Annotated in this window: 10 protein-coding genes; 9 read left to right on the top strand and 1 reads right to left on the bottom strand. The window is 40.3% G+C overall.

From position 1 onward, the window contains the following. Positions 1 to 14: 14 nt before the first annotated feature. Together ggt and IL355_RS06750 are read left to right on the top strand one after the other, a co-directional pair. Positions 15 to 1,712: a gamma-glutamyltransferase gene (gene ggt, locus IL355_RS06755; RefSeq protein ID WP_192461422.1), complete on the top strand. Its 1,698-nt coding sequence runs from the start codon at positions 15 to 17 to the stop codon at positions 1,710 to 1,712. A gap of 21 nt (positions 1,713 to 1,733) precedes the next feature. After that, positions 1,734 to 2,168 (top strand): GNAT family N-acetyltransferase, encoded by a 435-nt coding sequence (locus tag IL355_RS06750; RefSeq protein ID WP_192461421.1) that lies wholly within the window; start codon positions 1,734 to 1,736, stop codon positions 2,166 to 2,168. A 3-nt stretch (positions 2,169 to 2,171) separates the two neighbouring features. Here the strand turns inward: IL355_RS06750 and IL355_RS06745 are convergent, their stop codons facing one another. Beyond that, complete coding sequence (locus IL355_RS06745; RefSeq protein WP_192461420.1) at positions 2,172 to 2,936, bottom strand: XRE family transcriptional regulator; 765 nt, start codon at positions 2,934 to 2,936, stop codon at positions 2,172 to 2,174. Between the two features lie 166 nt (positions 2,937 to 3,102). On the opposite strand from IL355_RS06745, the gene IL355_RS06740 reads away from it, so the two are divergent. From IL355_RS06740 to IL355_RS06710, 7 genes are all read left to right on the top strand, one after another. Continuing rightward, on the top strand, positions 3,103 to 4,365 hold the full coding sequence (locus IL355_RS06740; RefSeq protein WP_192461419.1) for a putative DNA modification/repair radical SAM protein: 1,263 nt from the start codon (positions 3,103 to 3,105) through the stop codon (positions 4,363 to 4,365). Positions 4,366 to 4,396: 31 nt separating this feature from the next. Then, positions 4,397 to 5,173, top strand: a complete 777-nt coding sequence (locus IL355_RS06735; RefSeq protein WP_192461418.1) for a TIGR03915 family putative DNA repair protein — start codon at positions 4,397 to 4,399, stop codon at positions 5,171 to 5,173. A 113-nt stretch (positions 5,174 to 5,286) separates the two neighbouring features. Next, positions 5,287 to 8,124 carry an excinuclease ABC subunit UvrA gene (gene uvrA / locus IL355_RS06730; protein ID WP_192461417.1) on the top strand — a complete coding sequence of 946 codons (2,838 nt, stop codon included), beginning with the start codon at positions 5,287 to 5,289 and terminating at the stop codon, positions 8,122 to 8,124. A gap of 79 nt (positions 8,125 to 8,203) precedes the next feature. Further along, on the top strand, positions 8,204 to 8,890 hold the full coding sequence (locus IL355_RS06725) for an LOG family protein (protein WP_192461416.1): 687 nt from the start codon (positions 8,204 to 8,206) through the stop codon (positions 8,888 to 8,890). 78 nt (positions 8,891 to 8,968) lie between these two features. Continuing rightward, the gene (locus IL355_RS06720; RefSeq protein ID WP_192462101.1) at positions 8,969 to 11,752 is read left to right on the top strand and encodes a gluzincin family metallopeptidase; all 2,784 of its coding nucleotides are present in this window, start codon (positions 8,969 to 8,971) and stop codon (positions 11,750 to 11,752) included. Positions 11,753 to 11,914: 162 nt separating this feature from the next. After that, positions 11,915 to 14,326, top strand: coding sequence for an alpha-ketoacid dehydrogenase subunit alpha/beta (locus IL355_RS06715; RefSeq protein ID WP_192462100.1), 2,412 nt, complete (start codon positions 11,915 to 11,917; stop codon positions 14,324 to 14,326). A 202-nt stretch (positions 14,327 to 14,528) separates the two neighbouring features. Continuing rightward, positions 14,529 to 14,903 carry a DoxX family protein gene (locus IL355_RS06710; RefSeq protein WP_192461415.1) on the top strand — a complete coding sequence of 125 codons (375 nt, stop codon included), beginning with the start codon at positions 14,529 to 14,531 and terminating at the stop codon, positions 14,901 to 14,903. Position 14,904: the final 1 nt, after the last annotated feature.

Genomic DNA, 14,904 nt, shown 5'->3' with positions numbered 1-14,904 from the left:
ACAACCGACCGAATATGAAAAAAAGTCCTTTAGTAAAAATCTTATTTTTTCTTTCTCTTTTAGCAATTGTCAACTGTCGTACCAAACCAGCAGTTCCCACAGGCGTGGTAGCCGAAAAAGCGATGGTGGTTTCGGCTAGGGAAGAAGCATCTAAAATTGGTGTTGAAATCTTAAAAAAAGGAGGTAACGCCTTTGACGCCATGGTGGCTACAGAAATGGCTTTAGTGGTAGCCTACCCTTTTGCGGGTAATTTAGGCGGCGGTGGGTTTTTGGTTTACCGCAAAGCAGATGGTGATGTAGGCGGATTGGATTACCGTGAAAAAGCGCCTCTTTCCGCTCATAAGGATATGTATTTGGATTCCCTTGGAAATGTCATTCCCAATATGAGCACCAAGGGAGCTACCGCAGTTGGCGTACCAGGGACGGTAGCCGGCGTGATGGCGGTTCATAAAAAATTCGGTTCCCTGCCCTTGGAAGAAATTTTTGCTCCGGTTATCGAATTGGCCGAAAAAGGCATTGTTGTTACTGAAAATCAGGCCAAACGATTCGAGTGGGCCAAAGAACTAATTTTAGAAGTGAACGATAGCTCCACCACCTTCCCCATTAATAGTAAGGTGAACGATATGGTTACTTATCCGGCACTGGCCAAAACCATGCGTGTCATCTCACAAAAAGGACATGATGGGTTTTACAAGGGTGAAGTAGCCCAAACCTTGGCCGCCTTTATTCAAGATAAAGGAGGTTTCGTAACCGAAGAAGATCTGGCCAAGTACGAAGCTGTATGGCGACAGCCCATTATTTTTAATTATAAAGATTTACGGATTATTTCTATGAGTCCCCCAAGTAGCGGTGGGGTTACCATTAATCAGATTTTTAAAATGATCGAGCCTTACGATATTGGGCAGTTTGGGCCGAATTCGGAAAAAGCGATTCAATTATTTACGGAAGCTTCACGCCGCGCCTATGCGGATAGGAACTATTATTTAGGAGATCCAGATTTTACGGATATTCCTCTGGACGTCCTCTTGAGCAGAACATATTTAGAAGAACGTATGGCCGATTTTTATTTTGAAAAGGCTTCGAAATCCGAGGAGGTAAAAGAGGGAAACATCCAAATGGCCGAAAGTATGGAAACCACCCACTACTCCATTGTTGACGCAGAAGGAAATGCGGTATCTGTCACCACCACCCTCAACGGTGCTTATGGGTCCAAATTATATAGTGATGAACTGGGTTTCTTTCTAAATAATGAAATGGATGATTTTAGCGCTAAAGCCGGGGTGCCCAATATGTTCGGACTCATAGGTGCCGAGGCCAATAGCATCGCCCCAGAAAAAAGAATGCTGAGTAGCATGACTCCCACCATTGTAGAAAAGGAAGGCAAACTTTGGATGGTGGTAGGTACACCCGGAGGTTCCACTATTATTACTGCCGTGGCTCAGACCATTTTAAACGGATATGAATTTAATATGAGCATGCAGGAGGCGGTAAATGCCCCCAGATTTCATCACCAATGGTTGCCGGATGTTGTTATCTTTGAACCGGAAGGTTTCTCCCGAGAACTGAAGGATAATTTAAAAGCCAAAGGCTATAACATTAATGAAGAGCGCACTCCTATTATTGGAAAAGTAGACGCTATTCGAGTGTTGGAAGATGGCCGATTGGAAGGTGGTGCCGATAAACGGGGAGACGATACCGCCGTAGGTTTTTAATCATAAAATGAAAAAGTTACCATGACGATAGAGGTTTTGCACAAATTTGAACTTAACGATAAAAATCAGGAACGGATTCGAACCCTGTACAAACAACTGAACGATACCATAATCCCCCGCCCCTTACATCAAGTACTACAAGAAGACAACCATGTCATTTTCATGGTCTGTAAAGATGAAAAGGAAGAAATTGTAGGGATTGCCCTAATGGCCACCTATAAAGTTGTTTCCGGGTTTAGGGGATTGGTAGAAGACGTTGTAGTTGATGAGGCCTACCGAGGAAAGGGAATTGGCCGTATGCTTATGGAAAGCCTGCTTGAGGAAGCAAAAAGAAAAAGCATAGACGAAGTTATGTTGTTCACAGGCCACCATAGAACTCCTGCCATCAACCTTTACAAAAGTCTCGGATTTAAAATCAGGGAAAGTGGTGTCTATAATCTAAGCTTTAGAAAGTAAGAATTAGACTTTCTTTACATGCTTGAGTTGCCCTTTAAGCTCCTCCATGGATTCCTGTAATTGTTTGAGAAGGCCTTTTTCGGTGCTTGCGTCTTCCCCAAAGGTAATACGACTGCTCACCTGCCATAGTTCCTGAACCTGAAAAGGCTTTATTTCATACGGTGGATAGGATTCATTGAGCGAAACCAAGGTTATATTATTGGAATTGGGCCTACGTTCTATTCTTTTGACCAAAACGGCATCTTGAAGCACCACCACATACATTTTATTGGGACTCACATCGTCAATATGCTCAACGGCTTTTGCCAAAACCCACTCCCCCGGCCTTAAATTGGGCAGCATACTGTCTCCCTCTACTTGAAAACCTCGGTAGGTGGCATTTCTAAATTCCGGTATGGGAAGGTCAAAAGCTGGTAATTGTTGATACCAACTGGTATCCTGGATATTTTGAGGATAGCCGGCAGCAGCTTTCGCATTTACCAGCACCATATTCTCACGGTCTTCGGCATCTACAGTGACCACTTTAGGAATAACACTGGTATGCGAGGTTTCCAAATGTTTGTTCTCACTTTCACCAAACAACCACAACGGATTTATTTTAAATTGCTTTAAAAGCTCGGCCACCACTTTTCCAGAGAGTTTGGTACGTCCCCTTTCAATATCCGCAGTTGTGTTTTTAACTCCGATTAAATTGGCAAATTCCGCCTGGGTGTACCCTAACTCCCTTCGTACATCAGTAAATCGTTTTAAGGTTAGCTCGTTCTCCATACTTCAAAACTTATTGATTGTTAATTCCATACCCCATAAAAAAGCTGATTAACTTTTCTGAGCAGCATTCAAATATACATTTTTTGGACATATTCCAATATATTTTTTGGATTATTTCCATAATTAGGATTTAATCCATAATTTTGGAATAATTACACTTTATGCTATGTCATTCGAAAGAATTAAGGAAAAATTGAACATTCTGGCAGATGCTGCCAAATACGATGTTAGCTGCGCCAGTAGCGGTAGTAACAGGACAAACAAGAATAAAGGGCTTGGTAATAGTACGGGCATGGGAATCTGCCATAGCTATACGGAGGACGGGCGCTGCGTATCCCTATTAAAAATATTAATGACCAACTATTGCATTTATGATTGCGCTTATTGCGTAACCCGCAAAAGCAATGATATTAAAAGGGCCGCTTTTAAAATTCAGGAAGTGGTTGACCTTACCATCAACTTCTATCGCAGAAATTATATTGAAGGTCTCTTTTTAAGTTCAGGAATCTTCAAAAATGCCGATTATACCATGGAACGTTTGGTGGCGGTAGCCAAAAAGCTTCGGGAAGAAGAAAATTTTAATGGCTATATTCATCTAAAATCCATACCCGGTGCAAGTGATGAGCTTATGCGAGAAGCGGGGTTATACGCGGATCGTCTTTCGGTAAATATTGAAGTTCCTACGGTATCAGGGTTAAAATTACTGGCTCCCGATAAAAACTATGAAGATTTCACCAAACCTATGCTCAAGGTCAAGAATGAAATCATTCAATACAAGGCGGAGAAAAAAATAATCAAGAGCACACCCAAATACGCGCCAGCAGGCCAAAGTACCCAAATGATAATTGGCGCAACAGGGGAATCGGATAAGGACATCATGTATTCTGCCACCCATTACTACAAAAATTACCATATGAAACGGGTGTATTACTCCGGTTACGTACCCGTTGCGGAAGACAAAAGATTGCCGGCCATAGGGTCTCAAGTACCCTTATTGAGGGAAAACAGACTGTACCAGACCGATTGGTTGTTACGCTTTTACGGTTTTCACGTGAAAGAAATTTTAAATGCCGATTTTCCAAACTTGGATATGGATGTGGACCCTAAACTGGGTTGGGCCTTAAGAAACATGCATCATTTCCCAGTGGATGTCAACCGGGCCGATAGAGCCATGTTAGCTAGAATTCCGGGAATTGGGATGCAATCCGTTCATAAGATTATAAACGCCCGGAAATTTAGAAAACTCAACTGGGAACACCTTAAAAACATTGGAATTGCCTTGAACAGGGCAAAATATTTTATGGTCTGTGATTCTAGCAAATGGGAAAACAGAGATTTGGAACCTGATAGAATAAAAGGCCTCATTCTTCAAAATTCTTCCGGTAAATTTCGAAAAGAATATTCCAACCAATTGCAACTCTTTTCATGATAGATTAAATGAACATTAAAGCACTTAGAAGATGATCAATTCAAAAATTTTAGTTTATGATGGTAGTTTCAACGGCTTTTTAACTGCGGTTTTTACAGCCTTTGATGAAAAAGTATCCGTAAGCGATATTCAAAGGGAGGACGAATACCAAAGTGGATTGTTTTCTGAATCGGAAACGGTCATCACGGACAGTGAAAAAGCGAAACGGGTGTGGTACGGTATTGACAAAAAAAGCCATACAGCCATCAAGCAAATCTATTTTGCCTTTTTAAGTGAAAGCAGGGGTATAGAGATGCTTTTGTACCGTTATATTAGAAAATTGTTTTCAAAACAAGATGCTTCCCCTTCTGATTATTCTGATGGAATAGTCCTAAAAACTTCCCAACTGGCAAAATCCGTGGGTCGGGAAAAACATCGAATGGAAGCTTTTGTGCGCTTTCAGCTTACCAAAGACGGTATTTATTTTGCGAACATAGAACCAGATTTTAATGTACTCCCACTGATTTCAAAACACTTTAGAAGTAGATATGCGGACCAGTATTGGTTGATTTATGATGTAAAGCGTAAATACGGACTCTATTACGATTTAAAAAAAGTAGAGATTGTCACCATGGATTTAAAAGAATTACTGACCAATAGCATTCATAAAAGTGAAACGCTCACCGCTGCCGAATATGACTTTCAAGATCTTTGGAACAATTACTTTAAAAGCACCAATATCAAAAGTAGGATCAATCTAAAATTGCATCAACAGCATGTACCCAAAAGGTATTGGAAATACCTTAGCGAAAAAAGGGAAGTTGTATAGCAGAATATGGTGTTGATTGCCTTAAAATCTAAAGCTTTAGAGCGCTAGAAATAGATAAGGTCAGCTTCAAGATTCGTGCTTAAAACCGTACCTTTGCAGCTTTGCTATCGAAAATGATTAATTACGAAGAAAATATAGAGGTAAAGGGCGCCCGCGTTCACAACCTCAAGAATATAGATGTTACCATCCCCCGAGAAAAACTGGTTGTAATAACAGGGCTTTCCGGTAGTGGAAAATCCTCTTTGGCTTTTGATACTATTTATGCCGAGGGCCAGCGTCGTTATATAGAAACCTTTTCAGCCTATGCAAGGCAATTTCTTGGTGGCCTGGAACGGCCCGATGTAGATAAAATTGATGGCCTTTCCCCTGTGATAGCCATTGAACAGAAGACCACTTCCAAATCGCCTCGGTCTACCGTAGGAACCATTACAGAAATTTATGATTTTTTGCGCTTGCTATTCGCTCGTGCAGCGGATGCCTATAGTTACAATACCGGGGAAAAAATGGTGAGCTATAGCGATGAACAAATCCAAGAGCTCATTAAAGAATACTACAATGGCAAAAAAATAAATGTACTGGCTCCCGCTATTAAATCCAGAAAGGGTCACTATCGGGAACTTTTTGAACAGATTGGCAAGCAAGGTTTTGTAAAAGTTAGGGTAGACGGGGAAATCAAGGATATTGTAAAGGGTATGAAAGTAGACCGTTACAAGACCCATGATATTGAAATTGTAATCGATCGCCTAAAAGTGAACGATTCCGAGGAAATGGACAAGCGCTTAACAGAAACCATTAATACGGCCATGTACAGCGGAGATAATGTGCTCATGATTTTGGAAGAAGGCGAATCGGAAGCCCGTTATTTCAGTAGAGACCTCATGTGTCCAACAACGGGGATTTCCTACCCTGTTCCTGAACCCAATACTTTTTCGTTCAATTCCCCAAAAGGAATGTGTCCCAATTGCAATGGCTTGGGACATGTTCATGAGGTTAACGAAAATAAAATCTTTCCGAATAAAAAGCTCAGTATTAAATCAGGGGGCATTGCACCTCTGGGTGATTATAAAAAATCATGGGCTTTTAAGCAGGTAGAAACTATTGCACAGCGATATGAATTTGAATTGACCGACCCCATTGAAAAAATACCGGCGGAAGCAATGAAAGTCTTGTTGCACGGGGGTAATGAAAGTTTTGAAGTCAATTCCAAAACCCTAGGCGTAAAGCGCAACTACAAAATTGATTATGAAGGCATCGCCAATTTTATAAAGAATCAGTACGAAGAGGCTGGCACCACCTCCTTGAAGCGGTGGGCGAAGGACTTTATGGACAAGATTACCTGTCCCGTTTGTGAAGGTTCTCGATTGCGCAAAGAATCCCTTAATTTCAAGATTGGTGAGAAGAACATCGCTGAGCTGGCCCATATGGATATTACGGACCTCTCGAAATTTTTTGAAAATCTAGAAAGTAGTCTTTCTGGAAACCAAAAGAAAATAGCCGAAGAGATCATCAAGGAAATTAAGGCTAGAATTAATTTTTTATTGGATGTTGGTCTTGATTATCTTTCCTTGAACCGCAGCTCAAAATCCTTATCGGGTGGAGAAGCACAACGAATTCGTTTGGCAACACAGATTGGTTCCCAGTTGGTGGGAGTGCTCTATATTTTGGACGAGCCCAGTATAGGCTTGCACCAAAGGGACAATACCCGTTTGATACAATCTTTGGAGTCCTTACGAGATATTGGCAACTCTGTGATTGTCGTGGAGCATGATCGCGATATGATAGAACGTGCAGACCATGTAATCGATATTGGTCCTAAAGCAGGAAAGCACGGCGGGCAGATTATTTCAGAAGGTACTCCAGCGGAATTAAAAAATCACGATACGCTAACCGCAGGCTACATGACGGGAGCCAAGGAAATTGCCGTTCCGGAAAAACGTCGTGATGGAAACGGAAAAAAAATTGTCCTAACTGGCTGCACGGGCAATAATCTCAAAAACGTCACCGTAGAATTTCCATTAGGTAAAATGATTGGAGTTACCGGGGTTTCTGGTAGTGGTAAATCCACTTTAATCAATGAGACCCTCTACCCCATCATGAACGCCCACTATTTCAATGGAGTCAAAAAACCCATGCCCTATAAAAAGATTAAAGGGCTAGAACATATAGATAAAGTTATTGACATTAACCAATCGCCCATTGGAAGAACACCGCGGTCCAATCCTGCCACTTACACCGGCGTTTTCAGTGAGATTCGATCACTTTTCGCCAAAACTCCAGAGGCAGCTATCAGAGGTTACAAACCGGGTAGGTTCAGTTTCAATGTAAAGGGCGGTAGATGTGAAACATGTCAAGGAGGCGGACTTCGGGTAATAGAGATGAACTTTTTGCCGGACGTTTATGTTGATTGCGAAACCTGTAATGGTAAACGATTTAATAGGGAAACCCTAGAAATACGCTACAAAGGAAAATCCATTGCAGATGTCTTGGAAATGACCATTAATGAAGCGGTAGACTTCTTTGAAAATATTCCTAAAATCCACAGAAAACTAAAAACCATTAAAGATGTGGGCCTTGGGTACATCTCCTTAGGGCAACAATCCACCACCCTTTCAGGAGGGGAAGCACAACGAATAAAATTAGCCACTGAACTATCAAAAAGGGACACGGGCAATACCTTTTATATCTTAGACGAACCTACAACCGGGCTTCATTTTGAAGATATTCGTGTTCTTATGGAAGTTTTGAACAGATTGGTAAACAAAGGAAACACCATTTTGGTCATTGAGCACAATATGGACGTTATTAAAATGGCGGATTATATCATTGATATTGGTTATGAAGGTGGACGCGGAGGTGGCATGGTAGTTGCAAAAGGAACACCGGAAGAAGTAGCGAAGGACAACAAGAGTTACACGGCAAAGTTTCTTAAAAAGGAATTGCCCCATTTCTAGAATACGCTTCATCAAGACTTGTTAGAAGTATAAAATAAAACTTAAATTCGGCATCGCTGAATATTGAAATTGCACATATATGCGTAAGGAACAACATCATAAAGGATGGAATGAAATAAAAACAAACGATTCTTGGGCCATTTTCAAGATAATGGGAGAGTTTGTGAACGGATTTGAAAAAATGGGAACCATAGGCCCGTGTGTTTCAATTTTTGGGTCGGCAAGAACCAAGCCTGGAGCCAAGTACTATGAATTATCGGTAACTATTGCCGAAAAAATTGCGGAAGCTGGTTACGGTATAATTACGGGAGGCGGACCCGGTATTATGGAGGCAGGAAACAAAGGTGCACATCAAGCCGGTGGTACTTCAGTAGGGCTAAACATAGATTTGCCTTTTGAGCAACATGACAATCCGTTCATTGACCCGGATAAAAGTCTTGACTTTGATTATTTCTTTGTTCGTAAGGTAATGTTCGTGAAGTACTCCCAAGGTTTTGTAGTAATGCCCGGTGGTTTTGGTACATTGGATGAACTTTTTGAAGCCATCACCTTGATTCAAACCAATAAAATTGAAAAATTCCCTATTATACTCGTGGGCACTGAATTTTGGTCCGGATTAATGGATTGGGTAAAGAATACCATGTTGGAGGTCAAGAATATTAGTCCGCATGATTTGGACCTGATCAAAATGGTAGACACGGCAGATGAAGTGGTAGAAATTATTGACGCATTCTACAAAGGGCACACCCTAAGCCCTAATTTCTAATTCTATTTTTTGGTACATAAATTCCCCATAACGGCTGCGCTATTTCTAGCCCTATTTTTTACGGCTATTGGTGTAACCATGGCTCAGCATGCCAATACTTTAACGGCCAGTTTAGATGGGAAAACCAAGCAAATTAACGTACAACAGGAGTTTATTTATAAAAATGACTCCGATGTAATTTTAAACATTCTGTATTTTAACGATTGGGCCCATGCCTATTCCGATAAGAATACAGGACTAGCCAAAAGGTTTGATGAAGAGTTTAAAAAGAGTCTTCATTTGGCAAAAGATGAGGAAAGGGGGTTTACCACCATTTTAAGTGCGGTTGATGATAATTACAGAGGATTGCGTTGGAAACGAACCACTGAGAAGGACATCATTAGAATTGAACTAAATTCGCCTTTACGTCCCGGCGAGACCGCAAAACTTTTTCTTACCTATACGGTACAATTGCCGGAAAATAAATTTACAGCCTACGGTTACGATAAAAGAAATAATTATTACTTGAAGGATTGGTACCTTACCCCATCCTATTTTGATGGGTCTTGGCATCTCTACAGCAACAAGAATCTAGAGGATATCCATACGGAAGTAACGCATACCAATGTAAACTTTACTTTCCCAAGAAATTTAAATTTAGTCTCAAATTTTGAGGTTTTGGGCAGCAGCCATTTCTCAAATGGACAAATTGCACAGTTAAGGGCTTTACAGCAAAAGAACTGTGAAATCATACTAACGCAAGAAAGACGCTTCCTTACCCACGTAACCCCTCAAATGACAGTAGTAACGGATATTGAGGCGCCCAAATACAATGTGGTAGGTAAAGGTTTGTCCATTAATAGGGTAACCGAATTTATCAGTCAAAATCTAGGTAAATACCCCCATGCCCATTTGTTGGTAAGCGAGTTGGATTATAAAAAGAACCCACTTTATGGCATCAATCAATTACCATCATTTATAAGACCCTATGAAGAACAATTTCAATATGAAATGAAGTTCTTAAAAACGGCCTTGATCAATATTTTGGAAGAAACTCTTTTTCTGGATGCCAGAAAGGATCAATGGTTAACGGATGCAATAGCCAACTACTTAATGATCGAATATGTAAATCAATACTATCCCAACCAAAAGCTGCTTGGCAAACTTTCAAGAATATGGGGTGTTAGAAGTTTTAATTTGGCAAAAATGCATTTTAATGAGCAGTACCCCTTTCTTTATATGCTCACCTCTCGCAAAAACTTGGACCAACCCCTACTTACCTCCAATGATAGCCTCATTAGGTTCAACCAAAAAATAGCCAATAAATATAAAGCAGGCCTAGGCCTCTCCTATTTAGCAAGTTACGTAGGAAAGGAAAAAATTGACGAAGGCATTAAATCGTTCTACAAACACTATCAACTGAGCAAGGTAAAAACCTTGGATTTTGAATCCATCATGAAGCGTATGACGGATAAAAATATTGATTGGTTTTTTCAAGACTATGTTTCAACAGATCGTAAAATCGATTTCAAAATTAAAAATGTTGAAAAGACCAAAGATTCCCTTCATATAACCATAAAGAATAAAAAAGGAACCAATGTTCCCATTTCACTCTTTGGCTTAAAAAACGATAGTGTGTTATCCAAATATTGGTTTTCCAATATTGACGATCAAAAGGTAGTAAGTATCCCTAGAAACGATGAAAAACGGTTGGTACTAAACTACGATCAGAAAATTCCAGAATTCAATCAGAGAGACAACTGGAAATCCCTAGGAGGTTTCTTCTCCAGTAACAAAAAACTTAAATTCACTTTTTTTAAAGATTCAGAAAACCCTTATTACAACCAGGTTTTTTATGTGCCGGTATTAAATTTTAATATTTACGATGGATGGACTCCCGGTTTAAGATTATATAATAAAACATTCTTGGAAAGGCCATTTGTTTATGATGTTGCTCCCAGCTATTCTTTTCGCGAACAATCTTTTGTAGGATCTGGAAGCATTAGTTACCGCAAATATCTTAGCAAGAGCGGGCTTTATGTGGCCAATTATGCTTTAGGAGCCTCTACCTACCATTTTCAGGAAAATTCCAGATATACCAAAATAACCCCTTCTTTTTCCTTAGGCTGGCGACCCGATCACTTGATTTCCAACAAAAGGGAATTTCTGTCCTTTAGGTTCATCAATGTTCTAAGAAACAAAGATGAAAATTTAATCGATTTTGAAACCCCTCCGGATTATAGTGTTTTCAATGTAAGATATACCAATCACAACCCAGGGATCATCAACTATTTATCGTGGTTTGCAGATGGTCAACACGCAAAGGATTTCTCCAAGCTATCCTTTGAAATGGAATACCGGCAACTATTTGAAAGTAATAGGCAATTGAACCTTCGGTTTTTTGCAGGGAAATTTTTGAGAAATAAAACAACGGATTATAGAGACCCTAACTTTTTTAGCTTTGCTTTGGACAGGCCTACGGATTATCTATTTGACTATGGCTATTTAGGACGTTCTGAAGATTCTGGTATTTATAGTCAGCAAATTATAATCGCAGAAGGTGGGTTCAAATCCTTTATGCCAGAACGATTTCGTTTTGCCAATGATTGGATGGCCACTGTGAACAGTAGCGTTAATCTATGGAGGTGGATCGAGGTTTACGGGGATTTGGGCTATGTTAAGAACAAAGGTATACCCGCCAAATTTGTATACGATTCTGGCGTTAGGCTTAATCTACTCACTGATTATTTTGAACTTTATTTCCCTGTTTATTCCAATAATGGCTGGGAAATTTCCCAACCTAACTACGGAGAAAAAATTAGATTTATCATCACTGTGAGCCCCAAAACCTTAACCGGTTTGTTTACAAGAAAGTGGTTTTAATTGATTAAAAAATCCTCAGTTAATCGATGTTTTTTTATCTATAATTCTAAAATCGATAGGTTTTCTGAAATTTATTTTGAAAATCGGTAAATTTTTTAAGAATTTTTGTGATTGTAAAAATGTATAGTATTTGCTATTTTTGTGGAAACCGAAAAGACTTCAATGGATATTTCGCCCAAAACCAGTAATGATATTTCTTTCGACGATTTTAAAACTCAAATTCTCAGCGATTACAAAATTGCCGTATTAAGCAGAACTTGCAGTTTATTAGGAAGGAAAGAAGTACTTACAGGAAAGGCTAAATTCGGCATTTTTGGTGATGGAAAAGAGCTTCCTCAGTTGGCAATGGCCAAAGCCTTTAAAAATGGCGACTGGCGTAGTGGTTATTATAGAGATCAAACTTTTATGATGGCACTGGGATTGCTCACTCCAAAAGACCTTTTCCATTCCCTTTACGCCACTACGGATATTGAAATGGAGCCCATGAGCGCCGGTAGGCAAATGGGTGGCCACTATGTGACCTATAGCCTCAATGAAGATGGTAGCTGGAAAAACCTTACCCAACAAAAGAACAGCAGTGCCGATATTTCGTGTACAGCCGGGCAAATGCCCCGTCTATTGGGTCTGGCCCAAGCCTCTAAAATGTATAGGAAGCTTAAAAACGTGGATGCTTCCAAATTTTCCGATAATGGAAATGAGGTTGCTTGGGGAACCATTGGCAACGCGAGTACGAGTGAAGGCATGTTCTTGGAAACCATAAATGCCGCAGGTGTTTTGCAGGTTCCCATGGTCATAAGTATATGGGACGATGATTATGGTATTTCCGTTCCGGCAGAATATCATGCTACAAAGGAGGACATCTCAGAAATGCTTGCCGGTTTTGAAAGAACTTCAGAAAAGCCTGGGTTTGAAATGCTCAAGGTAAAAGGTTGGGATTATACCGCATTGATGCACGCTTACGAAAATGCATCCGATATTGCACGTGAAGAACATGTGCCCGTTGTGATACATGTTACGGAACTTACCCAACCCCAAGGACATTCATCGTCCGGTTCACATGAACGGTACAAAAGCAAGGAACGTCTGAATTGGGAGCGAGAAAATGATTGCAATAAGCGTTTTAGGGAATGGATTCTAGAAACTGGAATAACTTCTGAAGAAGAGCTTAGCGCCTTAGAAAAAAATATCACCAAGCAGGTAAGGTTGGCCAAAAAAGAAGCTTGGGCAGAATATCTTTCTACCCACGGGCCACATAGAAAAAAGTTGATAGCTCTTTTAGAAGCTGCGGCTCATAAGAGTCCAAACAAAAACTTTATCAGTAAAATCAAAAATGACCTTATCGCCAATGAAGAACCTTTAAAAAAGGAGATGGCACAAGCTGCCAGAAAGGCAATACGGTATTTAATTGGTGAAGCCCATCCAGAAAAGGAGGAGCTTGTTAATTGGACCAAAAACTTTTTACTAGAAACGCAGCCAAAATATAGTGCCGACCTTTACAATGAGGGACCAAATAGAGCCACCAACATTCCTGAGGTCAAGCCTGTTTATGATGATGGTACAGAAGATGTGGACGGACGTATCATTTTAAGGGACAACTTTGAAAAGTTGTTTGAGAACAATCCAAATGCTCTTGTGTTTGGAGAGGATACCGGTAATATTGGGGACGTGAACCAGGGCCTTGAAGGATTACAGAAAAAATTTGGTAAGGATAGAATTGCAGATACCGGAATAAGGGAAACTACCATTATTGGGCAAGGTACCGGTATGGCGTTGAGAGGTCTAAGACCTATTGCGGAGATACAATATCTGGATTACATCTTTTATGCATTGGCAACTCTAACAGATGACGTTGCCTGCCTGCGATACCGTACCTTTGGCAAACAAAAAGTACCGTTAATCGTTCGGACCAGAGGTCACAGGCTAGAAGGAATTTGGCATTCAGGTTCCCCCATGGGGGCTTTGATCCATTCCTTAAGGGGCATGTACATTCTTTCCCCAAGAAATATGACCCAAGCTGCCGGTTTCTATAACACCCTTATGAAAACCGATGAACCTGCCCTGGTTATAGAAAGCTTAAACGGTTACCGACTTAAGGAGAAAAAACCACAGAATCTAGGCGATTTTTGTACTCCAATAGGAAAAGTAGAAACTGTTAAATCAGGAACGGATATTACATTGGTATCCTATGGATCTACCCTCAGGATTGTTGAACAAGCGGCCAAAGAGTTATTGGAAGTTGGTATTGATGCCGAAGTTATAGACGCACAAACCTTGCTCCCTTTCGATATTTATCATGATACCGTAAAAAGCGTTGAAAAAACCAATCGTCTAGTAGTAATTGATGAAGATGTCCCAGGAGGTTGCTCTGCCTATATTCTTACCGAAATATTGGAAAAACAAGGAGCCTATCAATTCTTGGATAGTGCACCGCATACTATTAGCGCAAAAGCGCATAGACCCGCCTATGGTAGTGATGGGGATTATTTTTCAAAACCTAACACAGAAGATGTTTTTGAGAAAGTTTATGCAATAATGCACGAAAGTGATCCGGATAGCTTCCCAAAACTTCTTTAAGCCGTAAGGTTCATACTGTATTGATTTTCAAATAAATAACCCTAATCGGTTGATTACATGGTTAAAAACCACCTGATAATTTTTGGTGTACTTCTTGCTTTAAATATACCGATTGCCTTAATTTAGTGTTTGGTGTGTAGGTATCGCTCCTATTATCACACAAAATTTCAATACATTTATACCATTCTAAACAACTACAAAGATGAACAACTCCCTTTTAAAGGACATAGGTTTGGCCGTTCTTAGAATAGGCGCCTCAGCTTTTATGCTCACACACGGGTACGGTAAACTTCAAATGCTCATTAATGGAGCGGAATTTGGCAATCCTTTAGGTATTGGGTCTACCCCTTCCCTATTTTTAGCAATGATTGGAGAATTCGTTTGTCCTATTTTAATCATCTTTGGTTTTAAAACGCGTTGGGCGGCAATTCCTGTCATCATTACTATGGCCGTAGCTGCTTTTATTGTACATGGCTCGGACCCTTTCCAAAGAAAGGAGATGGCGCTTCTTTACTTGGTTGCCTTTGTTACCATCGCCTTGGTAGGTCCCGGAAAATTTAGCGCAGATAGAAGATAGT

It is taken from the genome of Euzebyella saccharophila (assembly GCF_014855495.1).
GTDB lineage: Bacteria > Bacteroidota > Bacteroidia > Flavobacteriales > Flavobacteriaceae > Euzebyella > Euzebyella saccharophila.
Note: the sequence above shows the minus strand (reverse complement) of the source record. Positions and strands in the feature narration are given on the sequence as shown.